28 protein-coding genes are annotated in these 26,794 nt (G+C 69.9%); 11 read left to right on the top strand and 17 right to left on the bottom strand.

All coding sequences use genetic code 11. The features are described from left to right. Positions 1-5: 5 nt before the first annotated feature. Positions 6-2,282 (bottom strand): cation-translocating P-type ATPase, encoded by a 2,277-nt coding sequence (locus BHU06_RS14670; protein ID WP_070399955.1) that lies wholly within the window; start codon positions 2,280-2,282, stop codon positions 6-8. A gap of 115 nt (positions 2,283-2,397) precedes the next feature. Here BHU06_RS14670 and BHU06_RS14665 point away from each other — a divergent pair, with 115 nt between their 5' ends. Then, positions 2,398-2,841: a universal stress protein gene (locus BHU06_RS14665; RefSeq protein ID WP_070399954.1), complete on the top strand. Its 444-nt coding sequence runs from the start codon at positions 2,398-2,400 to the stop codon at positions 2,839-2,841. Positions 2,842-2,878: 37 nt separating this feature from the next. Here the strand turns inward: BHU06_RS14665 and BHU06_RS14660 are convergent, their stop codons facing one another. The 6 genes from BHU06_RS14660 to BHU06_RS14635 all read right to left on the bottom strand — a co-directional run bounded on the left by BHU06_RS14660 (position 2,879) and on the right by BHU06_RS14635 (position 8,852). Next, the gene (locus tag BHU06_RS14660) at positions 2,879-4,438 is read right to left on the bottom strand and encodes a malonyl-CoA synthase (RefSeq protein ID WP_070399953.1); all 1,560 of its coding nucleotides are present in this window, start codon (positions 4,436-4,438) and stop codon (positions 2,879-2,881) included. A gap of 8 nt (positions 4,439-4,446) precedes the next feature. Beyond that, positions 4,447-5,217, bottom strand: coding sequence for an enoyl-CoA hydratase/isomerase family protein (locus tag BHU06_RS14655; protein WP_070399952.1), 771 nt, complete (start codon positions 5,215-5,217; stop codon positions 4,447-4,449). Between the two features lie 4 nt (positions 5,218-5,221). Continuing rightward, positions 5,222-6,217 carry a tripartite tricarboxylate transporter substrate binding protein gene (locus BHU06_RS14650; protein WP_070399951.1) on the bottom strand — a complete coding sequence of 332 codons (996 nt, stop codon included), beginning with the start codon at positions 6,215-6,217 and terminating at the stop codon, positions 5,222-5,224. A gap of 52 nt (positions 6,218-6,269) precedes the next feature. After that, positions 6,270-7,679 carry a malonyl-CoA decarboxylase gene (locus tag BHU06_RS14645; protein WP_083293250.1) on the bottom strand — a complete coding sequence of 470 codons (1,410 nt, stop codon included), beginning with the start codon at positions 7,677-7,679 and terminating at the stop codon, positions 6,270-6,272. Beyond that, a complete protein-coding gene (locus BHU06_RS14640) occupies positions 7,676-8,344 on the bottom strand; it encodes a GntR family transcriptional regulator (protein ID WP_070399950.1) in 669 nt (222 codons plus the stop codon). Before BHU06_RS14640 ends, BHU06_RS14645 begins: the two co-directional genes overlap by 4 nt. An 88-nt stretch (positions 8,345-8,432) precedes the next feature. Further along, positions 8,433-8,852 carry a PaaI family thioesterase gene (locus BHU06_RS14635; protein ID WP_070399949.1) on the bottom strand — a complete coding sequence of 140 codons (420 nt, stop codon included), beginning with the start codon at positions 8,850-8,852 and terminating at the stop codon, positions 8,433-8,435. 195 nt (positions 8,853-9,047) lie between these two features. Here BHU06_RS14635 and BHU06_RS14630 point away from each other — a divergent pair, with 195 nt between their 5' ends. Next, positions 9,048-11,654, top strand: coding sequence for a hypothetical protein (locus BHU06_RS14630; protein ID WP_139147080.1), 2,607 nt, complete (start codon positions 9,048-9,050; stop codon positions 11,652-11,654). Here the strand turns inward: BHU06_RS14630 and BHU06_RS22840 are convergent. From BHU06_RS22840 to BHU06_RS14615, 3 genes are read right to left on the bottom strand one after another with little or no spacing between them, the layout of a single operon-like run. Beyond that, positions 11,635-11,967 carry a hypothetical protein gene (locus BHU06_RS22840; protein ID WP_175442862.1) on the bottom strand — a complete coding sequence of 111 codons (333 nt, stop codon included), beginning with the start codon at positions 11,965-11,967 and terminating at the stop codon, positions 11,635-11,637. The two genes, BHU06_RS14630 and BHU06_RS22840, sit on opposite strands and share 20 nt — an antisense overlap. Before the next feature lie 17 nt (positions 11,968-11,984). Beyond that, entirely contained in the window at positions 11,985-12,797 is an 813-nt protein-coding gene (gene lgt, locus BHU06_RS14620) for a prolipoprotein diacylglyceryl transferase (protein WP_070399946.1), read from the bottom strand. A gap of 4 nt (positions 12,798-12,801) precedes the next feature. Continuing rightward, positions 12,802-13,722, bottom strand: a complete 921-nt coding sequence (locus tag BHU06_RS14615) for a LysR family transcriptional regulator (RefSeq protein WP_070399945.1) — start codon at positions 13,720-13,722, stop codon at positions 12,802-12,804. 107 nt (positions 13,723-13,829) lie between these two features. Between BHU06_RS14615 and ilvD the strand changes: the two genes are divergently transcribed. After that, positions 13,830-15,524 carry a dihydroxy-acid dehydratase gene (gene ilvD, locus BHU06_RS14610; protein WP_070399944.1) on the top strand — a complete coding sequence of 565 codons (1,695 nt, stop codon included), beginning with the start codon at positions 13,830-13,832 and terminating at the stop codon, positions 15,522-15,524. A gap of 25 nt (positions 15,525-15,549) precedes the next feature. Here the strand turns inward: ilvD and BHU06_RS14605 are convergent, their stop codons facing one another. Next, positions 15,550-15,792 (bottom strand): TIGR04438 family Trp-rich protein, encoded by a 243-nt coding sequence (locus BHU06_RS14605; RefSeq protein ID WP_070399943.1) that lies wholly within the window; start codon positions 15,790-15,792, stop codon positions 15,550-15,552. 117 nt (positions 15,793-15,909) lie between these two features. Here BHU06_RS14605 and BHU06_RS14600 point away from each other — a divergent pair, with 117 nt between their 5' ends. After that, entirely contained in the window at positions 15,910-16,215 is a 306-nt protein-coding gene (locus BHU06_RS14600) for a c-type cytochrome (RefSeq protein ID WP_070399942.1), read from the top strand. Between the two features lie 55 nt (positions 16,216-16,270). Here BHU06_RS14600 and BHU06_RS23140 read toward each other — a convergent pair whose 3' ends face one another. Together BHU06_RS23140 and BHU06_RS14595 are read right to left on the bottom strand one after the other, a co-directional pair. After that, entirely contained in the window at positions 16,271-16,405 is a 135-nt protein-coding gene (locus BHU06_RS23140; protein WP_287492372.1) for a hypothetical protein, read from the bottom strand. Positions 16,406-16,573: 168 nt separating this feature from the next. Further along, complete coding sequence (locus BHU06_RS14595; protein WP_070399941.1) at positions 16,574-17,452, bottom strand: MBL fold metallo-hydrolase; 879 nt, start codon at positions 17,450-17,452, stop codon at positions 16,574-16,576. Positions 17,453-17,559: 107 nt separating this feature from the next. Between BHU06_RS14595 and BHU06_RS14590 the strand changes: the two genes are divergently transcribed. From BHU06_RS14590 to BHU06_RS14570, 5 genes are read left to right on the top strand one after another with little or no spacing between them, the layout of a single operon-like run. After that, entirely contained in the window at positions 17,560-17,871 is a 312-nt protein-coding gene (locus BHU06_RS14590) for a helix-turn-helix transcriptional regulator (protein ID WP_083293249.1), read from the top strand. 14 nt (positions 17,872-17,885) lie between these two features. Next, positions 17,886-18,323, top strand: a complete 438-nt coding sequence (locus BHU06_RS14585; RefSeq protein WP_070399939.1) for a YeeE/YedE family protein — start codon at positions 17,886-17,888, stop codon at positions 18,321-18,323. An 11-nt stretch (positions 18,324-18,334) separates the two neighbouring features. Then, a complete protein-coding gene (locus tag BHU06_RS14580) occupies positions 18,335-18,766 on the top strand; it encodes a YeeE/YedE family protein (RefSeq protein ID WP_070399938.1) in 432 nt (143 codons plus the stop codon). A gap of 9 nt (positions 18,767-18,775) precedes the next feature. Continuing rightward, positions 18,776-19,192 carry a TIGR01244 family sulfur transferase gene (locus tag BHU06_RS14575; RefSeq protein WP_070400114.1) on the top strand — a complete coding sequence of 139 codons (417 nt, stop codon included), beginning with the start codon at positions 18,776-18,778 and terminating at the stop codon, positions 19,190-19,192. Between the two features lie 16 nt (positions 19,193-19,208). Beyond that, complete coding sequence (locus BHU06_RS14570) at positions 19,209-20,939, top strand: SulP family inorganic anion transporter (protein WP_070399937.1); 1,731 nt, start codon at positions 19,209-19,211, stop codon at positions 20,937-20,939. Between the two features lie 11 nt (positions 20,940-20,950). Here BHU06_RS14570 and BHU06_RS14565 read toward each other — a convergent pair whose 3' ends face one another. From BHU06_RS14565 to BHU06_RS14555, 3 genes are read right to left on the bottom strand one after another with little or no spacing between them, the layout of a single operon-like run. Next, positions 20,951-21,742 (bottom strand): extracellular solute-binding protein, encoded by a 792-nt coding sequence (locus BHU06_RS14565; protein WP_239478341.1) that lies wholly within the window; start codon positions 21,740-21,742, stop codon positions 20,951-20,953. Between the two features lie 5 nt (positions 21,743-21,747). After that, on the bottom strand, positions 21,748-22,500 hold the full coding sequence (locus BHU06_RS14560; RefSeq protein ID WP_070399935.1) for a phosphate ABC transporter ATP-binding protein: 753 nt from the start codon (positions 22,498-22,500) through the stop codon (positions 21,748-21,750). Next, on the bottom strand, positions 22,497-23,225 hold the full coding sequence (locus tag BHU06_RS14555) for an ABC transporter permease (protein WP_070399934.1): 729 nt from the start codon (positions 23,223-23,225) through the stop codon (positions 22,497-22,499). The genes BHU06_RS14560 and BHU06_RS14555 overlap by 4 nt, the downstream gene beginning before the upstream one ends. 98 nt (positions 23,226-23,323) lie before the next feature. Between BHU06_RS14555 and BHU06_RS14550 the strand changes: the two genes are divergently transcribed. Next, complete coding sequence (locus tag BHU06_RS14550; RefSeq protein WP_070399933.1) at positions 23,324-24,451, top strand: substrate-binding domain-containing protein; 1,128 nt, start codon at positions 23,324-23,326, stop codon at positions 24,449-24,451. A gap of 13 nt (positions 24,452-24,464) precedes the next feature. On the opposite strand, the gene BHU06_RS14545 is transcribed toward BHU06_RS14550, so the two are convergent. Continuing rightward, positions 24,465-25,328, bottom strand: a complete 864-nt coding sequence (locus BHU06_RS14545; protein ID WP_070399932.1) for a putative selenate ABC transporter substrate-binding protein — start codon at positions 25,326-25,328, stop codon at positions 24,465-24,467. Positions 25,329-25,571: 243 nt separating this feature from the next. Here BHU06_RS14545 and BHU06_RS14540 point away from each other — a divergent pair, with 243 nt between their 5' ends. Further along, entirely contained in the window at positions 25,572-26,792 is a 1,221-nt protein-coding gene (locus tag BHU06_RS14540; RefSeq protein ID WP_139147079.1) for a hypothetical protein, read from the top strand. Positions 26,793-26,794 lie beyond the last annotated feature (2 nt).

Raw genomic sequence — 26,794 nt, 5'->3', positions numbered from 1 at the left:
GCGACTCAGCCTTTCGGTGCGGGTTCGGGGCGGCTCAGGCGCCAGGCGTTGCCGATGACCAGCAGCGAGCTGGCGGCCATGCCCAGGCCAGCCAGCCAGGGCGGCATCCAGCCGATCAGCGCCAGCGGCACGCAGACCGCGTTGTAGAGCGCCGCCCAGGCCAGGTTCTGGCGCACCACGCGCCGCGTGCGCCGGGCCTGCAGCAGGCTGTCCACCACGTCCATCACGCGCCCGCCCTGCACCACGGCGTCGCTGCGCGCCTGCGCCAGCGGCGCGGCGCGGCCGAGCGCGAAGGACGCGTCGGCCCAGGCCAGCACGGGGCCGTCGTTCAAGCCGTCGCCCACCATGGCGACGCGCCAGCCTTGGCGCTGCAGGGCCTGAACCTCGGCCAGCTTGCGCTCGGGCGTGGCCTCGGCCAGCACATGGTCCACGCCCACGGCCTGGCCAATGCGGTGGGCCTGCGAGGCGCGGTCGCCCGACAGCAGCCATGTCTGCATTCCCAGGGCGCGCAGGCGCTGCACGGCCACGCGCGCGTCCTCGCGCAGGCCCTCGCTGAGGGTGATGGTGGCCAGCCAGCCGTGCTCGTCGACCAGGTAGGTGCGCGGGCCTTCGGCGTCGTGCTCGGGCATGGCGCCGGTGAACAGGGGCGAACCGAGCTTGAGCCAGCGACCGTTGGCCAGGCGCGCGGAAATGCCCTGCCCCGGCTCCTCGTGCCAATCGAACAGGGGCTCGTCGGCCGGCGGAGCCGCCGCCGCGACGGCGCGCGCCACCGGGTGCAGCGAATCGCGCGCCAGCGCGGCCGCCAGCGCCAGCACCTGGGAGCGGTCGGCGCCGCTGCGCAGCAGCACCTCGCGCAGCATCAGGTGCTCGCGCGTCAGCGTGCCGGTCTTGTCGAACACCACGGCGTTCACCGAGGCCATGGACTCCAGGGCCTGCAGGCGGCGCACCAGCACGCCGCGGCGTGCCAACGCGCCGGCCGAGGCCAGCATGGCCGCCGGCGTGGCCAGCGACAGCGCGCAGGGACAAGTGACGATGAGCACGGCCACGGCGATGGCCAGGGCGCGCGAGGGATCGACCTGCCACCAGGCAAAGGCGGCGGCGGCGGCGGCCAGCATCACCAGCACCAGGAAGGGCCCGGCGATGCGGTCGGCCAGCACGGCCAGACGCGGCTTGTCGGTGGCGGCGCGCTCCATCAGCCGCACGATCTGGGCGTAGCGCGTGTCCACGCCCACGCGGTCGAGCCGCAGGCGCACCGGCCCGGCGAGGTTGAGGCTGCCGGCCACCAGGGCATCGCCGCAGCGCCGCGTCTGCGGGCGCGCCTCGCCGGTGAGCAAGGCCTCGTCGACCGAGGCGCGCGCGTCGAGCAGCACGCCGTCGCCAGGGAAGGCCTCGCCGGCGCGCACCCAGACCACGTCACCGGCCGCCAGCCGGCGCACCGAGACGGTTTCGCGCGCGCCGTCCGCGCGCTCGCGCTCGCAGGTGGCGGGCAGGCGGTTGATCAGCGCGTCCAGCGCGCCGGCCGTGCGCTGGCGCAGGCGCGCCTCCAGGTAGCGCCCGCCGAGCAGGAAGAACACGAACATCGTGAGCGAGTCGAACCAGACCTCATGCCCCCAGGGGCCGCTGGGGTCGAAGGTGGCGGCCGAGCTGGCGAGGAAGGTGACCAGGATGCCCACGGACACCGGTGTGTCCATGCCGACGCGGCGGGCCTTGAGATCGGCCCAGGCGCGTTCGAAGAAAGGGCCGCTGGCGAAGAACACCACCGGCAGGCTGATGACCCAGCTGGCCCAGCGCAGCAGCTGTTCGATGTCGGGCGGGATGTCGCCCGGCGCGGCCACGTAGGCGGGCCACGCGTACATCATCACCTGCATCATGCAGAAGCCGGCGACGAACAGGCGCCACAGGGCCTGGCGGGTCTCGCGCAGGCGCTCGTCGATGGACAGGGCCTGCTGCAGCGGCAGCAGGCGGTAGCCGCGGTCGCCCACGCGCCGGGCCACTTCCGACAGGCGCACCCGGTCGGGGTCCCAGCGCAGCTGGAGGCGGCGCGTGCCGGCGTGCACGCGAACCAGTTCCACGCCGGGCACGCTGTCCAGCGCGGACTCGATGGTGTCGGCGCAGGCCGCGCAGTACATGCCCTGCACCACCAGCACCGACTCGCGCTGCGCGTCCACCCCGTCCACGGGCTGGGTGAACGCGGCCTGCTCGACGGGGTCGTCGAGCACGGCGAAGTCATCGGTGACCGTGAGGGGGCCCCGGTGCTCGCTCGACCAGGTGGCGGAACTCATGGGGGCGTAGGGTACTCGCAAAGGCTGCGCCATCCCCTTGACGCAGGTCAAGCCGGGCGGTGCCGCCCGGGGGTAGCCTGGGGCTCCGTTTCATCATTCCATGAGGAGAAGAACCATGTACAAGCGCATCCTCGTCGCCACCGATGGCTCCAAGCTGTCCCAGAAGGCAGTGGAGCACGCCCTGTCCCTGGCGGACCTGACCGGGGCCGAAGTGGTGGCCCTGAAGGTGGTGCCGCGCTACCCGCAGACCTATTTCGAAGGCGGCGTGACCCTGGCGGCCTCCGAGGTGGCCCGCATCGAGAAGCAGTGGCAGACGGACGCCATGGACGCGGTGAACGCGGTCAAGGCGGCCGGGCAACTGCTGGAAGTGAAGGTCAAGCCGGTCACGGCCAAGGGTGACCTGATCGCGGAAGCCATCATCGCCACGGCCAAGAAGCAGAAGTGCGACCTGATCGTGATGGCCTCGCACGGGCGGCGCGGCATCAAGCGGCTGCTGCTCGGCAGCGAGACGCAGCAGGTGCTGACGCACTCGCACACGCCGGTGCTGGTGCTGCGCTGAGCCAGGCGCGGGCGCCGCCGGGCGCCCGCCCCCGCCTTCAGGCGAACAGTCCCTTGTACTGTTCGCGCAGCAGGTTTTTCTGCACCTTGCCCATGGTGTTGCGGGGCAGTTCGCTCACCACGAAGCAGCGCTTGGGGATCTTGAAGTTGGCCAGCCGCGCCTTCAGCGCCCCGATCAGCACCTCCGGGTCCGGCGCGCCTTCCGGGCGGGGGATCACGATGGCCACGCCCACCTCGCCGAAGTCGGGGTGCGGCACGCCCACCACCGCGCTCTCGGCCACGCCGGGCATCTCGTTCAGCGCACCCTCGATCTCGGCCGGGTAGACGTTGTAGCCGCCCGAGATGATCAGGTCTTTGCTGCGCCCCACGATGGTCACGTAGCCGCGCTCGTCGATGCGGCCCACGTCTCCCGTCTTGAAGTAGCCGTCGGTGGTGAACTCCTCGGCCGTCTTCTCGGGCATGCGCCAGTAGCCCGCGAACACGTTGGGCCCACGCACCTGGATGCCGCCGATCTCGCCCGTTTCCACCGGACGGCCCGCCTCGTCGACCACGCGCAGGCTCACCCCCGGCAGCGGGAAGCCCACCGTGCCGCCCCGGCGCTCGCGCTCGCCGTTGTGGCGCTCGTCGGGCGCGTAGGGGTTGGAGGTGAGCATGATGGTCTCGCTCATGCCGTAGCGCTCCAGGATGGTGTGGCCCGTGCGTTCCTGCCATTCGTTGAAGGTCTCGATCAGCAGCGGCGCCGAGCCCGAGACGAACAGCCGCATGCCCGCCACCCGTTCCCGCGTGAGCGCGGGCTCGGCCAGCATGCGCGTGTACAGCGTGGGCACGCCCATGAACACGGTGGCGCGCGGCAGCAGGCCAATGACGGCCTTGGGGTCGAATTTGTTGAGCCACAGCATGGCGCTGCCATTGATGAGCGCGCCGTGGATGGCCACGAACAGGCCATGCACATGGAAGATGGGCAGCGCGTGGATCAGCACGTCGCCCTTCTGCCAGCCCCAGTACGACTGCAGCACGCGCGCGTTGCTCAGCATGTTGCCGTGCGTGAGCATGGCGCCCTTGCTGCGCCCCGTGGTGCCGCTGGTGTAGATGATGACCGCGAGGTCGTCGGGCCCGCTGTGCGCCACGGCGTGCGTGTCGGCGTGGTGCGAGGCGCGCTCCAGCAGCGTGCCGCCGCGGTCTTCGCCGAGCGTGAACACGTGGCGCGTGCCGGCCTTGAACGCGATCTTGCTGACCCAGCCGAAGTTGGCCGGGCTGCACACCACCACGGCGGGCTCGGCATTGCCCACGAAGTACTCGATCTCGCCGGACTGGTAGGCGGTGTTGAGCGGCAGGTACACATGGCCGCTGCGCAGCACCGCCAGGTAGAGGATGAGGTTCTCGACCGACTTCTCCACCTGCACCGCGATGCGCGAGCGCGCCGGCAGCCCCAAGCCGTCGATCAGGTTGGCCAGCATGGCACTGGCGCGGTCGAGGTCGCGCCAGCTGTAGCACAGGCCGTCGCTGGCGCCACCCACCACCTCCACGGCGGTGGTGTCCAGGTCGGCGGGGAAGGCCGCGCGCAGCGCGGCGTAGAGGTTGTGGTTCTGCGGGTTCATGGAGGGACTCAGAAGGCGGGCGTTCGCTTGTCGAGAAAGGCGGCGATGCCTTCCCGGTGCTCGGCGTGACCGGCGTAATCGTAGGCGCTGTCGAGCAGCGCGTCGGCGGGCGCGCCGCCGGCCAGGGCGCGCAGGGTGCGCTTGTTCAGCCGAGCGGCCTCGGGGGAGAGCGTGGCCATGCGCCGTGCGCGCGCCAGCACCTCCTCGGCCAGCAGGGCTTCGGGCACCACGGCGTGCAGGAAGCCGCGCGAGAGCATGGTGGGCGCGTCCAGCACGGCCGCCTGCAGCAACATCTCGCGCGCGCTGGCCAGGCCTGCCTCGCGCGCCACCAGCTCGGCCTCGCGCGGGGCCATGGGAAACCCCAGGCGCGCGATGGGCGCGCCGAAGCGGGCCGAGGCACTGGCCACGCGGATGTCGCAGCAGCTGGCGATCTCCACGCCCGCGCCCATGCAATGGCCGTCGATCATCGCGATGACGGGCTTGTCGCAGGCCAGCAGCGCGGACAGGCCGCCCCAGACCTCGCGCTCGTGGAAGTCGCGCAGGCTGGCCTCGTCGAAGCGGAAGCCGGGGTACTCGGCGATGTCGCCGCCCGCGCAGAAGTGGCCGCCCTCGCCCGCCACGACCAGCGCGCGCACCTCGGCGCGCGCGGCCACGGCGGCCAGGGCTTCGGCGAGTTCGCGCCACATCGCGCGCGACATGGCATTGAACTTCGCCGGGCGGCGCAGGGTCAGGCGCGCGATGGCGCCGTCGATGGCCAGGTGCAGTCCGTCGGCGGGCAATCCATCACTCCAGCTTGGCGCCCGAGGCCTTGACCACCTGGGCCCACTTGCGCACCTCGGCGCTGACGAACTGGCCGAAGGCCGGGCCGGTGATGTCGGGGAACTCGGCGCCCTGGGCAGCCCACACGCCCTTGGCCTCGTCGGTGCTGCAGGCCTTGCGGATCTCCTCGATCGCGCGCGCCTGCGCGTCGGCCGGCGTGCCCTTGGGCGCCCACACGCCGTACCAGGTGGTCACGTTGTACTGGGGCAGGCCCACCTCGGCCGCGCAGGGCACGTCGGGGAAGGCCGGGTTGCGCTTGGCGCCCGACACCATCATGGGCTTGATGCGCCCGCCCTTGATGTGGCCGGCCGAGGAGCCCAGGCCGTCGAACATGACGTCCACGTTGCCCGCGATCAGGTCGGCCAGCGCCGGGCCGGCGCCCCGGTAGGGAATGTGCGTGATGAAGGTGTTGGTCTGCTGCTTGAACAGCTCGCCCGCCAGGTGGTGCGAGGTGCCGCTGCCGGCCGAGGCGTAGTTGAGCTTGCCCGGATTGGCCTTGACCTGCGCCAGGAAGGCCTTGAAGTCGGGTGCGGTGATGTTCTTGGGGTTCACCACCACCACCTGCGGCACGCTGGCCACCAGGATCAGCGGCACCAGGTCGGTCTCGATGTTGTAGTCCAGCCTGGGGTACATGCTGGGCGCGATGGAGTGGTGCACGGCGCCCATGAACAGGGTGTAACCGTCGGGCGCGGCCTTGGCCGCGATGCTGGCGCCCACGGTGCCGCCGGCGCCGCCGCGGTTGTCGATGACCAGCGCCTTGCCCGACAGGCGCGCGAACGAGGCCGCCATGGGGCGCGCGAAGGCGTCGGTGCCGCCGCCGGCCGGGAACGGCACGACCATGGTCACCGGGCGCGAAGGCCAGGTCGATTGCGCGCGCGCGACCTGGCTGCCGATGGGGCCGAGCACGGCGCTCGCGGCAGCGGCGCGCAGCAGCGCGCGCCGTTGGATGGGCTGGTTCATGTGGTCTCCTTGGTGGTTATGAAGCCGACGCGACCTGGCGCCCAGGTCCGCGTCAACGGTACAGGGCCTCGACGGCCCCGCCTATCGGGACTTTTCCCGCTGCCAGCATGGCCCTGTGCTTGTCCAGGCGCCGCAGATCGTAGAGGTAGTTCACCATCAGGCCGAAGGACTGCTTGTTGCCCTTGGCCGAAGGATCGCCGCCCCAATGGATGCGCTCGATCCGCGCGCCGTTGCCCAGGTGGAATCGCGCCACCGGGTCCAGCGGCTCGCCGTTGCGCAGCTCCTGGCCCAGGTAGCGCGCGGTCCAGGCGAGCAGGGCCTGGCGCTCGGGCGCCTTCTCGTCGAGTTCCGTCCAGCGCTCCCAGGCGGCGAGCAGCTCGGGCGGGGCCTGCCGGGACAGCCAGGCGCGCAGGCCCGGAATGGGCGACAGGGTGGCGAAGGTGCGCAGGCGCGGAAACTCCTCTTTCAGCGTCTCCACCACGCGCTTGATCAGCGAGTCGCCGAAGCTCACGCCGCGCAGGCCGACCTGGGTGCTGCTGATGGAATAGAAGATGGCGGTGGTGGCGCGCGAGAGGTCGGCCGGCGCGGCCGACTCGTCCAGCAGCGGCGTGATGCTGCCAACGATGTGATTCATCAGCGCCACCTCCACGAAGATCAGCGGCTCGCCCGGCAGGCGCGGGTGGAAAAAGCCGTAGCAGCGGCGGTCGCTGTCCAGCCGGTTCTTCATGTCGGCCCAGCCGCGCACGTCGTGCACCGCCTCGTAGCGGATGAGCTTTTCGATCAACGAGGCCGGCGAATCCCAGCTGATGCGGCGCAGCTCCAGGAAGCCGACGTCGAACCAGGTGGAGAACATGTACTCCATCTCCACGTCCAGCGCCTGCAGGCGCGGCTCCTGGCGCAGCGCGGGCTGCAGTTCGGCGCGCAGCGCCACCAGGAAGGGAATGCCCTGGGGGTTGGCGCTGAAGCGCTGCAGGATGCGCCGGCGCGGCGACACCGTGGCGCGTCGGTAGCGCACCTCGGCGGCGGCCTCGTCGGGCGTGCCCACGGCCGCCTGGTACTCCGACTGGGCCCGCTTCACCTTCTGCGGGTCGGCCATGAAGTGCTCGCTCATGAGCAGCCAGAGGTCGCGGCGCTGGGCGGGCTCGGCCTTGCCGTACCAGTCGATCAGGGCCTGCGCCCGCCGCCCGCCCTCCACCTCGCTGACCATGGGGTCCACCACCGCCTTGATGTCGTCCAGCAGGCGGCGCAAGGCGCGCGGCGCCAGGGCCTCGCCTTCCTGGCGCAGGCGCGCCCCCAGGCGCTCGGCGGTGGAACGCGGCGCGGGCGCCGGCGCGGCCGGGGCCGCCGGGCGAAGGCGGGAGACGCGCTCGGCGATCCACTGCGGGGCGTCGAGGCGGATACCCCCACGCTGCGCGCGCCGCGCCGCGGACCGAAGGCCTTGCCAAGGCTGGGCAAGGCTCATGCGCTCAACCTCGACTTCTGCTGCCGCGCCAGCTCGCGCAGCGCCACGCGCTGGCGCGTGAGGTGGGTGCGCATGGCCGCCTCGGCGCCCTCGGCGTCGCGCGCCTTGAGCGCGGCGAACACGGCCAGGTGCTCCGACAGGCTCTGCTCCAGCCGGCCCGGCGCGCGCAGCTGCTGCTGCCGGGCCAGCTTGAGGATCTTGCGCAGGTCGCCGATGACCTGGGCCAGCCAGCGGTTGTCGGCCAGCGCGATGATGGCCTCGTGGATGGCGTAGTTGACGGCGTAGTACTCGTTGATGCGCTTGGCGCGCGCGGCGCGCTGGAGCTTGTCGTGCAACTGCTCCAGCGCGGCGAGCTCGGCGTCGCTGGCGTTGCCCGCGGCCTCGAAGGCGCAGCGGCCCTCCAGCAGCGCGATCACGGGGAAGATCTCGTCGAGGTCGCGCTCGGTGACCTCGGCCACGAAGCAGCCGCGGCGCGGTTCGTGGCGCAGCAGCCCCTCGGCGGTGAGCACCTTGAGCGCCTCGCGCAGCGGCGTGCGCGAAATGCCCAGGGCCGCGCACAGGGCGGGCTCGTCCAGGTAACTGCCGGGCGCGAGCTCACCCGAGAAGATGCGCTCGCGCAGTTGCGAGGCCGCTTCATCGTGCAGGGAGTTGAGCACCACGCGCATGGGTAATCACTGGTAATTACAGCTAATTCTTTCAGCCCCAAACGGCGTCCCGGCACGGGGAAAACCCGTGCCACCGACCGGCGGCGGTTCAGCCCCCGGCCTTGGGGTACAGCACCATCTGCGTGCAGCGGAACAGCGCCAGGGTCTTGCCGGTCTCGCGGTGGGTCACGGTGGCGTCCCACACCTGGGTGGTCCGGCCCAGGTGCGCGGCCTTGGCCACGCAGTCCAGCGTGCCCTCCAGCGCCGTGCCCAGGTGGTTGGACTTGAGTTCCACCGTGGTGAAACCGTTGGCCCCGGGCGGCAGGCTGGCGAGGCAGCCGCAGCCGGCCGAGGTGTCGGCCAGCGTGACCAGGCTGCCCGCGTGCAGGAAGCCGTTGGGCGCCATCAGGGCCTCGCGCACCGGCAACTCGGCACGCACCTCGCCCGAGGCGACGTGGGTGACAACAAGGCCCAGGTGGCCGGGCAGTTTGCCGGCGCTGCGCTGGTTGAAGCTTTCGGGGGTGATCATGGCTGGCTCTCCTCGCGTGGCGGCAGCGGCTGCGCCGGTGGCGGCGCCCATTCTGCGGCATCCCTTCGATCCGCCCCACGGCCTCGTCCCACCACGCAGCTGTGACGGCGCCTCGCCAGCGGGAACCCCCACCAACCGCCCGCGACGAATCCGCGCCCGTGCCCGACGGCACGCCACACAAAGGTCCAGCCCGCCATGCGCCGCGCCTCCGGCCCCGATGCCCTCACCAAGACCCGTTCCCGCAGCCTCTCCATCGGCAAAGCCACCGAGGCCCCCAAGTCCAGCGCCCTCACGCCACCGCATCCGCCCCAGCACCCCAAAGGCCCGCCTGAGCCTCCCACCGAAACCCCGGTACCGGACCACTGGACGCACCCCGCCCTGGCGCCACGAGGTCACCCAAAAGACGGCGACCCGCGCCAGGTGATCGAACAGAGGTTCAACCACCGCCTAAGCGCGATCGCGTCGTACGGCCAGCCGGAGCGCGTGCGCCACGCCCACCAGGCCGCCACCGCGCTGATGGACTTGTTCGCGCTGTTCGGCTGGCCGGGCGCGCTGTGCCTGTCGTTGGTGCAAGACAACGCGCTGTGGGACGCCTTCCTTCTGCCGACCCATGCGCCGCATATCCAGCACGACAGTGCGCCGCACAGGGCGCAGTGGCCCGGCCCGAGCCTGCGGCCACCGATCAATGGCCGCGTCCTGGCCTCGGTGATCGCGGCCTTGCTGGCGCTCGGCGAACACACCCGTGCGCAAGCGGTGCTCGACGCCTGCCCCCAGGCCAAGAACCGGCGGGTCGTGCTCAAGTGGCTGCTCAGACACCCCGGCGCCCCTTTGCTGCGGCTGAAATCCACCGACGCGGCCGCCGCCTTCGAGCGGGTGCTGAGGGACATGCTCAAAGAAGAGCACGCCGGCTTCTATGGTCGGTACGGACCGGCGATCGAGGCCCTGCTCGTCCACTGGCACCCCCCCGCGAACCCGTCTACCGTCGACGGCATTCGCGACACGCTCATCGAGCTGGGCGTCGCCATCGTGTTCGACCCACACGGCCATGCGCTGCTGGTCGCCCAGAGAGACCTGGCCTCCCCGGCGCTGGACAGCCTGGCGGACTATGTCCACCAGGCCCTTCCCCATCCCGACTGGAGCCCGTCCGTGCCCGGCGTGGTGTGCGATGCGCTGGCCCTCCTGGGTGTCGTGGTCAATTTCCAGGGCCGCTTTCTCTTCCATCGCAAGGGCGGACCGGCCCAGATCCGCCGCGACATCGCATCGCTGACGCCGTCCAGGTACCGCGAAGTGGCGCGCTTCGTTCGCCGGTGCGCCACGGCACTGATGGCCAATCATCAACACCCCGCGCTGACCCTGACCTTGATTCGGCTCTGCGCCGAGATGGACGACCCCGAACGGGCCGGCGACGGCGCCTTTCAGCAGGCCGCTCGGCAGGCCATGCTGAACCACGGGGTCATCCACTCCGGTCTCCTCGGTTATGACCCCGGATCCGGGCGCATGCCCCTGCGCGAGATGGACGCCCTGCTGGACGAGGTGCAGGAGATCCTGTCGCCCGAGACGGCGCTCCTGTTCATCGTCGGCGCCATGCGCTACCTCGCGCAGATCCAGCCACAGGACCCGTCGCCGGAGAACGCGCGCGCACAGGCCGAATGGCGGCAACTGCGTCAGCGCCTGCTCGACCGCCTGGTGGAAGCCTTCACCCGACTGACACACCGTTGCGCGGAGCCGCTGGACCCCGACTGGATGGCCCTCGCGCGCTGGGTGTGGGTGACGCAGGCCACGCTGCGCCTGCTGCCGCCCGACGAAGACCGGCTGCCGCCCCGCTCAGACAGCGCCGTGCATGCCCCTTGCCTCGCTTTGTTCGCCTCGCAGAGCACGGCCTTGCGCCACACCCTGAAGCTGCTGTGCGAGCCCGCCTTGCTCGAAACCACACCGGCCATGCCCTACGCCCCGGTGACCGCGCCAGAGCTGTTCCTGCTCTGCGCGCCGCCGACCCGTCTCGCCGTTCTGCGCCTGCCCTTGCCAGGGCTCTGGCTCTCCATGCCACCGGCGTTCGACCCGGACCTGTTCTTCGCCAACATCCCCGAACTGCCCCTCGAAACCCTGGCCGATCAATGGGCGCATCTGCTGCCCTACATCGAGCCCCACATGCATTTCAGCGACATGAGCGACACGCTGTACCGCTTGCTGGAGGCCGCCAACATCGGCGCGCTGATCGACCATTTGCGCCAGCGTCCACAGGGCCATCGGTGGGCCTACTACCTGCTCAGAGCCTTTCGCGAGCGCCTTGAAGAGTCGCCGTCCATGCTTCGCCCCCGGGGCCTGCCAGCGCTGCTGGCGTGGTGCGGGCGGGTCGCGCTGTTGTACTTGGCCCAGGGCAACCGCGACCCCTGGGCCAACTGGCTGCATTTCCTCAGCGAATGCGCCAACCGGGAAAACTCACATGAACCGCAGGAGCCGCTGTCGGTGGCCGATTGGCTCGTCCTCGGCCACTACCTGCCGCTCTGCCCCGATCGGGACATCGCCCGCACCCAACTCGAACAACTGTCGGGCGATCGGCTCGGCGCGCGGGCGCACGCCTACCTGCTGCTGGGCTGGCTGCGCCAGCGCTTCGCCGAAGTGGCCAGCCCCCCGTGCCGCGAACAAGCGGTGCCCACGGTCCCTCATTGGCTGTTCCAGACCGTGGCCAAAGCGGCGAAGTCCCTCACCCGAAGCTGGGCCGAGGCCGAGAAGCTGGCCTTGCGCAACGAGCTCAAGCCCATGGCCACGCAGTACGGGGCGCTCAGGAAGAAGCACCCATGAGCTGGACGCGGGCCGCGTCCAGCACCACCCCATCGGCGTCGGCGTCTTCACCGCTGTCGTCGCCATTCGTCCCGTCCACCGGGCCCAGGCCACGGCGGGGCAACAAGGCGCGGCCCGAAAGGTCATCGACCCGGATGGCGTGCGCCGTCGCGACCCACTCCACCGCGACCCACTCCACCGCGACCCAGGCCGCAGCGTCCGCCCGCGGCTCCCGTTCGAGCAGCACCCCGGGAGCATCCTGCATCGCCTGTGTCAACCGGCCAGTGGTCGCGCCGTCCCCCTGCACCCTCCGCAGCAACTGGTCGAACGCCACGCCGCGTCCTGTCCCGATCAGGCCGCCGTACCGCGCCGCCCGCTCCACCACCACAGGCCGATGCCGCCCACGATCATGGGCACGCACAGCCACTGGCCCATGCTCAGGCCCAGGGCCAGCAGGCCCAGGTAGGCATCGGGTTCGCGGAAGAACTCGGCGATGAAGCGGAACACGCCGTAGCCCAGCAGGAACAGGCCCGAGACCTGGCCCGTCCGGCGCGGCCGGCGCGCATAGAGCCACAGCAGCACGAAGAGCAGCACCCCCTCCAGCAGGAACTGGTAGACCTGCGAGGGGTGGCGCGGCAGATCGCCCGCGCCGCGGAACACCATGCCCCAGGGCAACGAGGGATCGGCCACGCGGCCCCACAGTTCGCCATTGATGAAGTTGCCCACGCGACCGGCCGCGAGGCCCGTGGGCACGCAGGGCGCGACGAAGTCCATCACCTGAAAGAAAGGCCGGCCGCGGCTTCGCGCGTACCAGACCATGGCCAGCATCACGCCAATGAGCCCGCCGTGAAAGCTCATGCCGCCCTGCCACACGTAGAACACCTCCAGCGGGTGCTGCAGGTAGTAGGCCGGCTGGTAGAACAGGCAGTAGCCCAGGCGACCGCCCGCCACCACGCCCAGCACGCCGAGGAACAGGATGTCCTCCACGTCGCGCGCTTCCCAGGGGCGCGGCTGGGTGATGCTGGCGTACGGCTCGTGGCGCAGACGCAAGCGGCCGAGCCAGAAGAACAGCGCGAAGGCCGCGAGGTAGGTCAGGCCGTACCAGTGGATGGCGAGCGGCCCGATCTGCAGGGCCACGGGGTCAATCTGGGGGTGTTGCAGCATGCGGCTATTGTGAACGCCCGGCATCGATGAAGCGCTGCAGCGCCGGGCTGAGCGCAGCGTCGCGCCAGACCAGGCTGGTCTCGCACTGCGGCACGGCCTGGCCGCGCGGCAGAACCACGGGGCGATAGACCACGCCGGGCCGCTGGAATTGCCGCACGCTCTGCGGCACCCAGGCCAGACCCAGCCCGGCCGACACCAGGTTCACGATGGTCTGCATCTGGATCGCCTCCTGCGCCACCCGAGGCTCGCGCCCGGCGGCGCGGTACAGGCGCGTGAGTTCGTCGAACACCTCGGGCAGGATGCGGCGCGGGAACATCACCAGCGGCTCGTCCGCCACCGCCGCGAGCGACAGGCGCGTTCGCGCCGCCAGCGGGTGCGCCTCGGGCAAGGCCAGCACCAGCGGCTCCGTCACCAGGGCCCAGTGCTGCAGGCCCGGAGCGCTGTCGCCCGGCGCGTGCAGCACGAAGCCCGCGTCCAGGTCGCCGCGGGCGATGAGATCGCGCTGCACGTCGCCCGTGGCCTCGATCAGCTCCAACGCCACCCCTGGCCAGCGCTCTCGAAACGCCCGCACCCAGGGTGGCAGCAGGCTGAAGCCCACGGTGGAGACAAAGGCGATGCGCAGCCGCCCGCTTTCGCCCTGCGCCGCCGAACGCGCCAGCGCGGGCAGCGCCTGCGCCCGGCGCAGCAGCTCGCGCACCTCGGGCAGCAAGGCCTCGCCCGCCGCGCTCAGGGCCACCTGGCGGCGGCTGCGCTCGAACAGGCGAACGCCCAGCGCCGCCTCCAGCGAGGCGATGGCCTGCGTCAGCGCGGGCTGCGTGAGGTGCAGCCGCGCCGCTGCGCGGCCGAAGTGCAGCTCCTCGGCCAGCACGGCGAACTGGCGCCATTGTCGCCATTCGCCGCGCTGCGGGTTTTGTCCTTTGTTCATAAGCCCAGCATATCAATGAGCCCAGCCGATCCGATTGGATGCCCCTGCGGCGCTGGCGCATACTGCGAAGCTTTCCCCTCCTTCCCACGAGACCCGAGAGAGACGACATGGCCGACAAGACCCCCCGACAGGTTCTGCGCAGCGACAACATCACCCAGGGCAAATCGCGCGCGCCCAACCGCTCCATGTACTACGGCATGGGCTACAAGGAAGGCGACTTCGGCAAGCCCATGGTGGGCGTGGCCAACGGGCACAGCACCATCACCCCCTGCAACAGCGGCCTGCAGAAGCTCGCCGACGCGGCCGTGCAGGGCATCGTGGAAGCCGGTGGCAATCCGCAGATCTTCGGCACGCCCACCATCTCCGACGGCATGGCCATGGGCACCGAAGGCATGAAGTACTCGCTGGTCAGCCGCGAGGTCATCGCCGACTGCATCGAGACCTGCGTGCAAGGCCAGTGGATGGACGGCGTGGTCGTCGTCGGCGGCTGCGACAAGAACATGCCCGGCGGCCTCATGGGCATGCTGCGCGCCAACGTGCCGGCCATCTACGTCTACGGCGGCACCATTCTGCCGGGCAAGTGGAAGGGCCAGGACCTCAACATCGTCAGCGTGTTCGAGGCCGTGGGCCAGAACGCGGCCGGCAAGATCAGCGACCAGGAACTCAAGGACATCGAGCAGCACGCCATTCCCGGCACCGGCTCCTGCGGCGGCATGTACACCGCCAACACCATGAGCTCGGCCTTCGAGGCCCTGGGCATTTCCCTGCCCTACTCGTCCACCATGGCCAACCCCCACGACGAGAAGCAGAACTCGGCCAAGGAATCGGCCAAGGTGCTGATCGAAGCCATCAAGAAAGACATCAAGCCGCGCGACATCGTCACCAAGAAGGCGATCGAGAACGCCGTGGCCGTGATCATGGCCACCGGCGGTTCCACCAACGCGGTGCTGCACTTCCTGGCCATCGCGCACGCGGCCGGCGTGGAATGGTCCATCGACGACTTCGAGCGCATCCGCCAGCGCACGCCGGTGCTGTGCGACCTCAAGCCCAGCGGCAAATACCTCGCGGTGGACCTGCACAACGCCGGCGGCATCCCGCAGGTGATGAAGATCCTGCTCAAGGCCGGCCTGCTGCACGGCGACTGCCTGACCATCAGCGGCCAGACCATCGCCGAGGTGCTGAAGGACGTGCCCGACGAACCGCGCAAGGACCAGGACGTGATCCGCCCGATCAACGATCCCATGTACGCCCAGGGCCACCTGGCCATCCTCAAGGGCAACCTCTCGCCCGAGGGCGCGGTGGCCAAGATCACCGGCCTGAAGAACCCGGTGATCACCGGCCCGGCGCGCGTGTTCGACGACGAGCAGTCCGCGCTGCAGGCCATCCTGGACGGCAAGATCAAGGCCGGCGACGTGATGGTGTTGCGCTACCTGGGCCCCAAGGGCGGCCCCGGCATGCCGGAGATGCTGGCGCCCACGGGCGCGCTGATCGGTGCCGGCCTGGGCGAAAGCGTGGGCCTGATCACCGACGGCCGCTTCAGCGGCGGCACCTGGGGCATGGTGGTGGGCCACGTGGCCCCCGAGGCCGCCGCGGGCGGCAACATTGCGCTGGTGCACGAGGGCGACTCCATCACCATCGACGCCCACCAGCTGGTGCTGGAACTCAACGTGGCCGAGGCCGAGCTGGCGAAACGCCGCGCCGCCTGGAAAGCGCCGGCCCCGCGCTACACGCGCGGCGTGCAGGCCAAGTTCGCGTTCAACGCGGCCAGCGCCAGCAAGGGCGCGGTGCTCGACAACTTCTGAGCCGACGCGAGCGGCGGGCGCTGCCTCAGCGGCGCCTGCCCGTCTTGATCCCCAGCGCCTCGCGCTGCTTGTCGAGGCGGTCGCGCTTCTTCTGGTCCATCTTTTCCACGGCCTTGCGCTTGGTGTAGCCCGAGAAGTCGGCCCAGGCCCACCAGGCCGCGGCCAGCGCGAACGGGGCCAGCACGATCCACCAGGACCATTCGGCGACCGGGCCGAATTCCAGGTATTTCATCAGCAAGAGCGCGATGCCCAGACCCAGCAAATACATCTCAGCCTCCGGTAAATGACCGGTAAATTCCGGCAAAGAAAATCCGATAACAGGGGCTCGGCCAACCCAGTCGATAGAATTTGCCCCGTTCGCCCCTGACATTCCAAAGGACATCCCATGAAACGTGCGCTTCTGATTATGGCCGCCATGACCACCCTGGCGGCACCCGCCATGGCCGACGAGGCCCTGGCCAAGGCCAAGAACTGCATGGCCTGCCACGCGGTGGACAAGAAACTGGTCGGCCCTGCGTACAAAGACGTGGCCAAGAAGTACGGCAACGACGCCAAGGCCGTCGACATGCTGGCCACCAAGATCATGAAAGGCGGCTCGGGCGTGTGGGGCGCGATTCCCATGCCCGCCAACCCGCAGGTGAGCGAGGCCGAGGCCAAGAAGCTCGCGGCCTGGGTGCTGAGCCAGAAGTAATTTCACGCCCCCACAAAAAATGCCGGCATCGCGCCGGCATTTTTTATGGGCCATGTCAGCTACGCCAGGGCAGCTCCAGTGCCTGCCCGTCGGGCAGGCGCACGGGCACCGGCGTCTGCCCGAACACGCCCGTCAGCTCCAGGGACGTGGCGCCCACGCTGAACAGTTGGTGCAGCTTCTCGCGCGGCAACACCACGCTCCGGCCGGCGCCGAAGCGCTGGACCTCGCCGTCGATGTGCAGCTCGCCTGCGCCCGCCCGACATGCCCATCCACCGGCTGATGCCCACGCAGCGGCTCATGCCGGCGCTTGGGCGGGTGCTGGCCGATGCGCTGACCGAGGCCTTCGCCGCGCGCTGACTCACAGCGCGTTCACCGGAATCTTCAGGTAGGACACCCCGTTGGCCTCGGGCGGCGGCAACTCGCCCGCGCGGATGTTGACCTGCACCGACGGCAGGATCAGTGTCGGCATGTCCAGCGTGGCATCGCGCTTCGTGCGCATCTCGACGAACTGCGCCTCGCTCACGCCGTCGTGCACGTGGATGTTGTTCGCGCGCTGTTCGGCCACCGTGGTTTCGAAGCGCACTTCGCGGCCATTGGGCGGGTAGTCGTGGCACATGAACAGGCGCGTGTCGCCCGGCAACGAGAGCAGGCGCCGCACTGAGGCGTACAGCGTTTTGGCGTCGCCACCGGGAAAGTCGCAGCGCGCGGTGCCCACGTCGGGCATGAACATCGTGTCGCCCACGAACACCGCGTCGCCCACGTGGTAGGCCGCGCAGGCGGGCGTGTGGCCGGGCACGTAGAGCACCTCGGCCTCCAGTTCGCCGATGCGAAAACGCTCTCCCTCCTGAAAGAGGTGGTCGAACTGCGAGCCGTCGAGGCGGAACTCAGGCTCCAGATGGAACACGGCCTTGAACACTTTTTGCACCTGCGTGATGCGCCCACCGATGCCGATGCGCCCGCCCAGGTGCTTCTTCAGGTAGGGCGCGGCCGACAGGTGATCGGCGTGCGCGTGCGTTTCCAGGATCCATTCGACCTTGAGGCGGTTGGCGCGCACATAGTCGATCACCTGGTCGGCCGAGGCCGTGCGCGTGCGGCCCGACTTGGGGTCGTAGTCCAGCACAGAGTCGATGATGGCCGCGGGCGTGCCCGGGCCGTTGTGCACGACGTAGGTGACGGTCCAGGTGGCGGGGTCGAACAGCCCTTGGACCTGGGGCCGGACGGTGGTGGCGACGGACATGGCAGGCTCCTTTCAATAAGTGAACAACAATATATTGACAAACAATCTATCAGTCAATATAGTGTAGACCGTACCGCCGATGAACGGCACATTGAATGGAGTGTCCCATGCCTGCTGCCAAGCTCGACATCGATGACATGCAATCGGCCGCCGCCGAGGCCTGTCGCCTCATGAAGGTGCTGTCCAACCCCGACCGCCTGATGCTGCTGTGCCAGCTGTCCCAAGGCGAACACAACGTGGGCGAACTCGAGGCCGCGCTGGGCATCACGCAGCCCACGCTGTCCCAGCAGCTCACGGTGTTGCGCGACGAGGGGCTGGTGCTCACGCGCCGCGAGGGCAAGCACGTTTTCTACAGCATCGACAGCCCACCCGCGCAGGCCGTCATCCGCACCGTGTACCAACAGTTCTGTTCCCGTTGAAGGAGTTTTCCACCATGACGATCGATTGGGTCAATTTCACGCCCTGGGCCTCTCTGGCCGGCGGGCTGCTGCTGGGCCTGGCCTCGGCGCTTTTCATCCTGCTCAATGGCCGCGTGCTGGGCATCAGCGGCATCGTGGGCGGCCTGCTGAACCCCAAGGCCGGGGACATCGGCTGGCGCCTGGCCCTGGTCGCGGGCCTGCTGGTGTCGCCGCTGGTGTTCGTCTGGCTGGCGCCCGCGGGCTGGCTGAGCGCGCCGCGCATCGACGCCAGCACCGGCCTGGTGGTGCTGGCCGGCCTGCTGGTGGGCATCGGCACCCGCTACGGCTCGGGCTGCACCAGCGGCCATGGCGTGTGTGGGCTGTCGCGCCTGTCGCCGCGTTCGCTGGTCGCCACGCTGGCCTTCATGGCCACCGGCTTCGCCACCGTGTTTGTCATCCGTCACCTGATCTGAGGACACCAACCATGCAGAAACTCTCCGCATTTTTCATCGGCCTGTTGTTCGGCCTGGGCCTGATGCTGTCGGGCATGACGGACCCCGGCAAGGTGCAGGGCTTCCTGGACCTGGCCGGCGCCTGGGACCCCTCCCTCGCCTTCGTCATGGGGGGCGCGATCGCCGTGGGCCTGCTGGCCTTCGCGGTGGCCAAACGGCGCACGCGCAGCTTCCTGGGCTCGGGCATGTACCTGCCCAAGGCCACGGAAATCGACCGCCGGCTGGTGCTGGGCAGCCTCACCTTCGGCGTGGGCTGGGGCCTGGCGGGCTTTTGCCCCGGGCCGGGGCTGGTGTCCATGGCCGCGGGCGAGGTCAAGGGTCTTGTCTTCGTGCTGGCCATGCTCATGGGCATGGTCGTGTTCGAATGGCTGGAGCGCATGAGCGCGAAGACCCGCACGACCTGAAGGATGACCATGGACCTCAAACGCCTCACCCCCACCCTGTCCGTTGCCCCCCAAATCGCGCCGGACGACCTCCCCGCCGCCGCCGCCGCCGGCTTCACCACGCTGATCTGTAACCGGCCCGATGGCGAGCAGCCCGGCCAGCCCGACCACGAGACCATGGCGCGCGCCGCTCAGGCGGCCGGCCTGCGCTTCGTGTTCCTGCCCGTCGTGACCGGACAACTGAACGAAGCACAGGGCCGCGCCTTCGGCGAAGCGCTCGCGCAGGCCGAGGGCCCCGTGCTCGCGTACTGCCGCAGCGGCACGCGCAGCACCCAGCTCTGGGCGCTGTCGCAGGCCGGCCAGCGCCCCTGGGCCGAGGTGCTGCAGGCGGCCGCCGCCGCGGGTTATGACCTCAGCCGAATGCCCCCACCCTCAGCGCGGACCTGAGCGCCGCCACACCGCCATGAACCTGTCCACACGCCACTGGTGGCCCGACCTGCCCATGAGGCATTGGGCCCGCGGGTACGGCCGCGACACCCTGCTGCGCGACGCCGTCGCGGCGGTCATCGTCACGCTCATGCTGATCCCGCAGAGCCTGGCCTACGCCCAGTTGGCGGGCCTGCCGCCCGAAGTCGGCCTGTACGCCAGCGTGGCGCCACTGCTGGCCTACGCCCTGCTCGGCACCAGCCGCGTGCTGGCGGTCGGCCCGGTGGCCGTGGTCTCGCTGATGACGGCCGCCGCCGTGGGCGAACACGCCGCGGCCGGTAGCGCCCACTACCTGGCGGTGGCGATCACGCTGGCCTTCCTCTCGGGACTGATCCTGCTGGCCATGGGCCTGCTGCGCCTGGGCTTTCTCGCGCACTTCCTGAGCCACCCGGTCATCGCGGGCTTCATCGCGGCTTCGGGCCTGCTGATCGCGGCCAGCCAGCTCAAGACCTTGCTGGGGGTGTCGGCCGGCGGGCACAACCTGGTGGAGATGCTGGCGGCGCTGTGGGCGCAACGCGGCCAGGTGCATGGCCTCACACTGGGCATCGGCGCGGCCAGCCTGGCCTTTCTGTTCTGGGTGCGGCGCGGCCTGCAGCCGCTGCTGCGCCGCCTGGGCGTGCCGCCGCGCGCGGCCGAGCTGGGGGCCAAGGCCGGGCCGGTGGCCGCCATCATCGGCGCCACGCTGTTCACCTGGGCGGTCGACGGCGGCGCGCGGGGCGTCAAGCTCGTGGGTGCGGTGCCACAGGGCCTGCCGCCATTCACCCTGCCCTTGTGGGACCTGGCGCTGTGGCAAACGCTGCTGGTGCCCGCGCTGCTGATCAGCGTGGTGGGCTTCGTGGAGTCGGTCTCGGTGGGCCAGACGCTGGCCGCAAAGCGCCGCCAGCGCATCGAGCCCGATCAGGAGCTGGTCGCCCTGGGGGGCAGCAACCTATCAGCCGCGTTCACGGGCGGCTTTCCCGTCACCGGCGGCTTCGCGCGTTCGGTGGTGAACTTCGACGCCGGCGCACAGACGCCCGCCGCCGGCTTGTACACCGCCGTCGGCATTCTGCTGGCCTCGCTGCTGCTGACGCCGGCCCTCTTCCACCTGCCGCAGGCCACGCTGGCCGCCACCATCGTGGTGGCCGTGCTGTCGCTGGTGGACGTCGGCATCCTGCGCCGCACATGGATGTACTCGAAGGCGGACTTCATCGCCGTGCTCGCCACGCTGGTGGCCACGCTCGCGGTGGGCGTGGAAAGCGGCCTGGTGGCCGGCGTGGGCGTGTCGCTGGCCCTGCACCTGTGGCGCACCAGCCAGCCGCACATCGCCGAGGTCGGCCAGGTGCCTGGCACCGAGCACTACCGCAACGTGCTGCGCCACCAGGTCATCACCCACCCGCAGGTCTTGGCCCTGCGCATGGACGAGAGCCTGTACTTCGCCAACGCGCGCGCGCTGGAGGACCGCATCAACGCCGCCGTGGCGCAGCGCCCGGCCTTGCGCCACGTGGTGCTGCAGTGCTCGGCCATCAACGACATCGACGCCAGCGCGCTCGACAGCCTGGAGGCCATCGACCAGCGCCTGCGCGACGCCGGCCTGCAGCTGCACCTCTCGGAAGTGAAAGGCCCGGTGATGGACAAGCTGCAGCGCAGCGACTTCCTGCAGCGCCTGAGCGGGCGCGTGTTCCTCACGCACCACCAGGCCGCCGTGTCACTGGCGCCAGCGGACGACTGAGCGCCCGGGGCTTACTTCGCGGCGTTCGGGAAAAACAACTGCTCGCCGCCGATCTTGTAGGCGGCGATGGCGGCCTGGCCGGCGGGGCCGGTGACCCAGTCCACGAACTTCTGGCCCTCGGCGGTCTTTACCTGCGGGTGCTTGGCCGCGCTCACCAGCATCACGCCGTACTGGTTGAACAGGCGCTGGTCGCCCTCCACCAGCACCGTCAGGTCGCCCCGGTTCTTGAAGTTGAGCCAGGTGCCGCGGTCGGTGAGCACGTAGGCATTGGCGCCCGAGCCGATGTTGAGCGCCGGGCCCATGCCGCAGCCACATTCCTTGTAGCCACTGCCCTTGTCGTCGCCCCCGGTCATCTTCCAGAAGCGCAGTTCGGCCGCGTGCGTGCCGCTCTTGTCGCCGCGCGAGATGAAGGGCGCGTTGGCCGCCGCAACCTTCTTGAGCGCGGCCACGATGTCCTTGCCCGCGGTCTTGGCCGGGTCGGCCTTGGGGCCCACGAGCACGAAGTCGTTGTACATGACCTCCTGGCGCTTGGCGGCGAAGCCCTCGGCCACGAACTTCTCCTCGGCCACCTTGTCGTGCACGAAGAGCACGTCGGCGTCGCCGCGGCGCGCCATGTCGATCGCCTGGCCGGTGCCCAGGGCCACCACCTTCACGTCGATGCCCGTGGCCTGCTTGAACTGCGGCAGGAGGTGACCGAACAGCCCGGACTGCTCGGTGGACGTGGTGGACGCCACGACGATGCTCTGCGCGAGCGCGGCGCCGCCGATCAGCAGGCCGGCGGCCAGGGTGAGGACGGAACGGATGGGTTTCACCAGCTTTCTCCTTGAACGAACAAATGGGCGTGCGGGCACACGGCGCGCAACAGGTCGGCGTTGAAAAAATCGTGCACGGGCAGGTCGGCGAGCACACGGCCCTGCTCCAGGTAGACGACGCGGCTGGCCAGGCGCTTGACCTGGCCGAGGTTGTGGCTCGCGAACACCAGCGTGGTGGGCTGGCCCTGCGCGGGCGTGGTGGTGAACTCGGCGATGAGCTGCTCGACCTCGCGCTTGGCGTGCGGGTCCAGGCTGGCGGTGGGCTCGTCGAGCAGCCAGATGTCGGGCTGCAGGGCCCAGGCGCGCGCCAGCGCCAGGCGCTGCTGCTGCCCGCCCGAGAGGGCGCGGCCGTTGCGCTGTGCGAGCTCGGCCAGGCCCACGCGCCGCAGGGCGGTGAGCGCCAGTGTGCGCGCCTCGCCCCAGCGCCGCCCCTGCAGCCACAGGCCCAGGGCCACGTTGTGCAGCGCGCGGATGCGCAGCATGTGCGGACGCTGGAACAGCATGGCCACGCGCTGGCCGCCCGGCGCCCGCAGCGTGCCCGCCGTGAGCGGCAACAGCCCGTGCAGGGTGCGCAGCAGCGTGCTTTTGCCGCTGCCATTGGCGCCGATGAAGGCCACGCGCTCGCCGGGCAGGATGCGCAGGTTCACCTCGTCCAGCGCGGGCGGGCGCGGCGCCGGCCCCAGGCGCACCTGGGCGCCGCGCAGCTCGAAACACGGCTCGGCGATGGCGGTGGGCGGCACCCCGCTCATGCGGCCGCTCCAACGGGCAGCAGCCCATCTTGCCGCTCGCGCCAGCGCCGCACCAGAGACACCAGGGCATTGAGCACCAGCACCACGGCCAGCAGCACCAGGCCCAGGCCCAGCGCCAGCGGCAGGTCGCCCTTGCTGGTTTCCAGGGCGATGGCGGTGGTCATGACGCGCGTGAAGCCGTCGATGTTGCCGCCCACGATCATCACGGTGCCGACCTCGGCGATGGCGCGGCCGAAGGCCGTGATGAAGACCGTGAGCAGCGCGTAGCGCTCGTCCCAGGCCAGCAGCAGGCTGCGCGTCAGCGTGCCCGCGCCCATGGAACGCAGCTGCTCGCCGTGGCTGCGGTCGGCGTCCTCCACGGCCTGGCGCACCAGGGCGGTCACCAGCGGCAGCACCAGCACGGCCTGCGCCACCACCATGGCCTCGAAGTTGAACAGCCAGCCCAGGAAGCCGAGCGGCCCCGAGCGCGACAGCAGCAGGTACACCACCAGCCCCACCACCACCGCCGGCACCGCCAGCGCGGTATTGAGCAGCGTGAGCACCGCGCCGCGCCCGGCGAAGCGCGCGGCCGCCAGCCAGGCGCCCAGCCACAGGCCCAGGGCGTAGGCGATGCCAGTGGCGGTGACGCTGACCGCCAGCGACCGCCACACGATGGCCCACAGGCCCGCATCGCCGGAAAGGATGAGCCCGATCGCGGTCGCCACGCTATCGGCAAAGGTGTTCATATGTGGGCGAGCTTAGCGAGCCAGAGACCTGCCCGCGCTACGTACTGACGCGGTATGAACCTTGGTGCATAAGACACCTTGATGCACACTTGACGACCATGCGACGAATCGAGCTGGCGTACCAACTGAGCACGCGCGAGCGGCCCGCCGGCAATGGATCGGCCCTGCTGCGCAACCCCATGATGGACGTGCTGCACGCCGTGAAGGCCTCGGGCTCCATCTCCGGCGCGGCGCGCGAGCTGGGCCTGTCCTACCGCCACGTGTGGGGGCAGCTCAAGGAATGGGAGGCCGATCTCGGCCAGGGCCTGATCTTCTGGGAGCGCGGCCAGGCCGCGCGCCTCACGCCCTTCGGCGACAAGCTGCTGGCGGCCGAGCGCCTGGCCCAGGCCCGGCTGGGCCCGCAAATGGAGAACCTGCGCGCCGAGCTCGAACGCGCCTTCGCGCTCATGCTCGACGGCGAGGCCGCCGAGCACCCCCAGCTCACGCTCTACGCCAGCCACGACCACGCCCTCGCCGAGCTGGTGGACTTCGCGGCGCGCGACGCCGGCGGCAGCGGCCAGGGGGAAGCCCAGCGCCTGCACCTGGACGTGCAGTTCTGCGGCAGCGTGGACGCCATCCGCGCGCTCAACGAGGGCCGCTGCAAGATCGCGGGCTTTCACACGCAACCTTTCGCTGCAGCCAATACGCTGACGGCCCGCACCTACCGCCCGCTGCTCAAGCCGGGTCTGCACAAGATCATCGGCTTCGCGCGGCGCACGCAGGGTCTGATGGTGGCGCCCGGCAACCCGCTGCGCCTGCGCGACGTCGCCGACGTGGCGCGGCTGCAGGCGCGCTTCGTCAACCGCGCCAAGGGCACAGGCACCCGCCTGCTGCTGGACGAGCTGCTGGCCCAGGCCGGCCTGCCACCGGGCGACGTGGACGGCTACGAGCGCGTGGAGCGTTCGCACGCGGCGGTGGCGCACGCCGTGGCCAGCGGCAGCGCCGACGTGGGCCTCGGCACCGAATACGCGGCGCGCAGCGCCGGCCTGGGCTTCGTGCCCGTCACCGACGAGCGCTACCTGCTGGTCTGTCTGAAGAACACCCTGGACGAGCCGCCCCTGCAGCGCCTGCTGGAGCGGCTGCGCAGCCGCGCCTGGCAGGAGCGCCTGGCCGCCCTGCCCGGCTACCGGCCGGACCACTGCGGCGAGGTGGCGGCTATGAAGCGGCTGCTGCCCTGGTGGGGCTGAGCCGCCCGCGCCCTCACAGCAGGTTCGCGCTGCGCGCGGCCGCCTCGATGCCCTTGTAGTTGTCCGCCTTGGTGGGCACGAAGCGGGTGGCGCGCTGCAGGTCCAGCACCTCTTTGCCTTGCGGCGTGGCGCGGTCCAGCTTGAGCAGCGCGGCGGCGAGCTTCTCGCGCTGCGCGGCGGGCATGTCGGCGTGCACCGACCAGTTGTAGTCGTAGTACGGCGGGGTGGTGAAGATCACGCGCACCTTGGTCGTGTCGACCTTCTTGTCGGCCACGAACTTCTCCCACACCGAGATGTTCAGCGCCCCGCCCTGCACCTTGCCCGAGGCCACGGCCGCGATGGTGGCGTCGTGCGCGCCGCTGTAGGCCACGCGGGCGAAGTCCTTCTCGGGGTTGATGTTGGCCTGCAGCAGGAAGCTGCGCGGCATGAGGTGGCCCGAGGTGCTGCTCTGCGAGCCGAAGCTCACGTCCTTGCCCTTGAGGTCGGCCAGCGACTTCACGGCCGGGTCGCTGGAGATGAAGACCGAGCGGAACTTCTCGTCTTCCTCGCGCTGCACCAGCGGAATGATCTTGCCGCCCGAGCGCACATTGGCCTGCACGAAGGTGAAGCCGCCGAACCAGGCCATGTCCACCTTCTTGTTCACCAGCGCCTCCACGGCGGCGGCGTAATCGGTCACGGGCGTGTACTCCACCTTCATGCCCAGCGCGCCCTCGAGGTACTTCACCAGCGGCGCGGCCTTGCGCGCCAGCTCGGTGGGCGATTCGTCGGGGATGGCGGTGACGCGGAACACCTGCTGGGCCTGCGCGGCGGCGGTTATCAGGCCGACGCCCAGCACAAGGGCGTTGCGAAAGCGGTGGAGCGGGGAAAGGCGGGTCATGGTGGTTTCCTGATGAAGGGAGGAAAGGACTCAAGGAAGCGGCAACGGGCGCGGCCTTGCGAGAAAGGAAGGCGGCATGCCCTGGCGGGGCCCGGCGCGCGGGCGGCGCATCGGACCGCGAATCCTAGTCCACGCGGCATCCGTCAGGCCGTCGACCGACTGCCTTGCAACAAACGGAATGGCGGACGTTACGCAGATGGCCGCGACCCCCCACCGTCCACTGACCCACCGCCCCATCCCTCAATGAAACGCACCAGCGCCGCCATTTCGAATCCCCAGCCCACCGGGACAAGCCACCAGACAAGGTTCAACGGATCGACACAAAAACCCGCTGAATCGCCCCCCCCGCTGACTGCGGCCAGCGCCGGCCAGCGGGTCATGGACATCCTCAACACCGCCGCATCCAGCGCCTGTGAGCTCTCCCCCTTGTTTCGCGAAATGAACAATCAAGGGATACGTGAACTGAAATTGAGCGGCCAGCTCCGCGAAGAGGGTTATGCCGCGTTGCTGGAGCTCTTTTCATTCCATCAATACCTTCTGCGCAATGAGGTCAACGCGCTGGATTTTTCACACATGGAACTTCCGCAATTGAGCTCACTGCTGAAGCTGTTCGAAGAACAGGCGCAGCTGGAATCCATCGATTTTTCTTATGTGGGTTTCCCGGCCTCAAAGGGGTCGACAACGCAAAAGCCTTCTCTTCAGGTCAGCCATCTCGCCGCCATTGCCAGGATCGTTGAAAACAGTGGCGGCCTGAAGCACCTGAGCCTGAACGGTGCCAGGCTCATGGGCAGCGACAAGCCCAGCCACGCGCTGATCTACTTCAGAGACGCGCCGCTCTTCAAGCTGTTGAGCGCCTGCGCGAAGGCGCCCCGGATGGAGCGCCTGGAATTGCGCGATTGCCACCTCACCGAACGCGACCTGGACAACCTCCAGGGTGTGCTCGACCAACCAGCCAAGGACGGCGGCCTCAAACCACTCGGCGCACTCAAGTCATTGGATCTGAGTGGCGACCAGCAGGCCGGTCTCTACCAATGGAAGCACTTCTTCAGGAGCCTCGCCCGGCATGCCCACCTGCAAACACTGTCGCTGCCGGACGGGGTGGCCCAATACGTGCAAGCACAGTCTGCGCAAGTGCGGCAGGAAATCGCGCGCGACATTGCGAGCTGCCCCCAGCTGGCAACCCTCACGCCCCCGGCATTGGCCAACGTCCCGGAAATCTGGCAGGCCATGCTGAAAAGCCATGCGAAACAGCAGCAGGAGCTGCTACAGAACGTGGCGCTGATCGCTCGAAGCTACCCCGGCATGCACAACGTTGCGCTGGGACTCACGCTCCAGGCCGTGAACAAAGAGCTGGCGCTGGACCCCGACAACCTACCGAAGAGGCTTGACTTCCCCCCTGCCCAAGAAGATTTCAAGATGCCGGTCTATTCGCCCACCACCACGGGCCCCCTCCACAACAGCTGAGG

Source organism: Hydrogenophaga sp. PML113 (assembly GCF_001777155.1).
GTDB lineage: Bacteria > Pseudomonadota > Gammaproteobacteria > Burkholderiales > Burkholderiaceae_C > Hydrogenophaga > Hydrogenophaga borbori.
The sequence above is the reverse complement of the archived record's forward strand: the minus strand, read 5'-3'. Positions and strand labels throughout refer to the sequence as shown.

Coding starts and splice junctions, on each gene's coding strand:
- BHU06_RS14540 (WP_139147079.1), top strand. CDS start 25,572: ATGAAACGCACCAGCGCCGCCATTTCGAATCCCCAGCCCACCGGGACA.
- BHU06_RS14555 (WP_070399934.1), bottom strand. CDS start 23,225: ATGAACACCTTTGCCGATAGCGTGGCGACCGCGATCGGGCTCATCCTT.
- BHU06_RS14580 (WP_070399938.1), top strand. CDS start 18,335: ATGCAGAAACTCTCCGCATTTTTCATCGGCCTGTTGTTCGGCCTGGGC.
- BHU06_RS14615 (WP_070399945.1), bottom strand. CDS start 13,722: ATGAACAAAGGACAAAACCCGCAGCGCGGCGAATGGCGACAATGGCGC.
- BHU06_RS14605 (WP_070399943.1), bottom strand. CDS start 15,792: ATGTATTTGCTGGGTCTGGGCATCGCGCTCTTGCTGATGAAATACCTG.
- BHU06_RS14630 (WP_139147080.1), top strand. CDS start 9,048: ATGCGCCGCGCCTCCGGCCCCGATGCCCTCACCAAGACCCGTTCCCGC.
- BHU06_RS14660 (WP_070399953.1), bottom strand. CDS start 4,438: ATGAACCCGCAGAACCACAACCTCTACGCCGCGCTGCGCGCGGCCTTC.
- BHU06_RS14550 (WP_070399933.1), top strand. CDS start 23,324: ATGCGACGAATCGAGCTGGCGTACCAACTGAGCACGCGCGAGCGGCCC.
- BHU06_RS14670 (WP_070399955.1), bottom strand. CDS start 2,282: ATGAGTTCCGCCACCTGGTCGAGCGAGCACCGGGGCCCCCTCACGGTC.
- BHU06_RS14560 (WP_070399935.1), bottom strand. CDS start 22,500: ATGAGCGGGGTGCCGCCCACCGCCATCGCCGAGCCGTGTTTCGAGCTG.
- ilvD (WP_070399944.1), top strand. CDS start 13,830: ATGGCCGACAAGACCCCCCGACAGGTTCTGCGCAGCGACAACATCACC.
- BHU06_RS14665 (WP_070399954.1), top strand. CDS start 2,398: ATGTACAAGCGCATCCTCGTCGCCACCGATGGCTCCAAGCTGTCCCAG.
- BHU06_RS14570 (WP_070399937.1), top strand. CDS start 19,209: ATGAACCTGTCCACACGCCACTGGTGGCCCGACCTGCCCATGAGGCAT.
- BHU06_RS14645 (WP_083293250.1), bottom strand. CDS start 7,679: ATGAGCCTTGCCCAGCCTTGGCAAGGCCTTCGGTCCGCGGCGCGGCGC.
- BHU06_RS14590 (WP_083293249.1), top strand. CDS start 17,560: ATGCCTGCTGCCAAGCTCGACATCGATGACATGCAATCGGCCGCCGCC.
- BHU06_RS14640 (WP_070399950.1), bottom strand. CDS start 8,344: ATGCGCGTGGTGCTCAACTCCCTGCACGATGAAGCGGCCTCGCAACTG.
- lgt (WP_070399946.1), bottom strand. CDS start 12,797: ATGCTGCAACACCCCCAGATTGACCCCGTGGCCCTGCAGATCGGGCCG.
- BHU06_RS14575 (WP_070400114.1), top strand. CDS start 18,776: ATGGACCTCAAACGCCTCACCCCCACCCTGTCCGTTGCCCCCCAAATC.
- BHU06_RS14635 (WP_070399949.1), bottom strand. CDS start 8,852: ATGATCACCCCCGAAAGCTTCAACCAGCGCAGCGCCGGCAAACTGCCC.
- BHU06_RS14650 (WP_070399951.1), bottom strand. CDS start 6,217: ATGAACCAGCCCATCCAACGGCGCGCGCTGCTGCGCGCCGCTGCCGCG.
- BHU06_RS14545 (WP_070399932.1), bottom strand. CDS start 25,328: ATGACCCGCCTTTCCCCGCTCCACCGCTTTCGCAACGCCCTTGTGCTG.
- BHU06_RS14595 (WP_070399941.1), bottom strand. CDS start 17,452: ATGTCCGTCGCCACCACCGTCCGGCCCCAGGTCCAAGGGCTGTTCGAC.
- BHU06_RS14585 (WP_070399939.1), top strand. CDS start 17,886: ATGACGATCGATTGGGTCAATTTCACGCCCTGGGCCTCTCTGGCCGGC.
- BHU06_RS14600 (WP_070399942.1), top strand. CDS start 15,910: ATGAAACGTGCGCTTCTGATTATGGCCGCCATGACCACCCTGGCGGCA.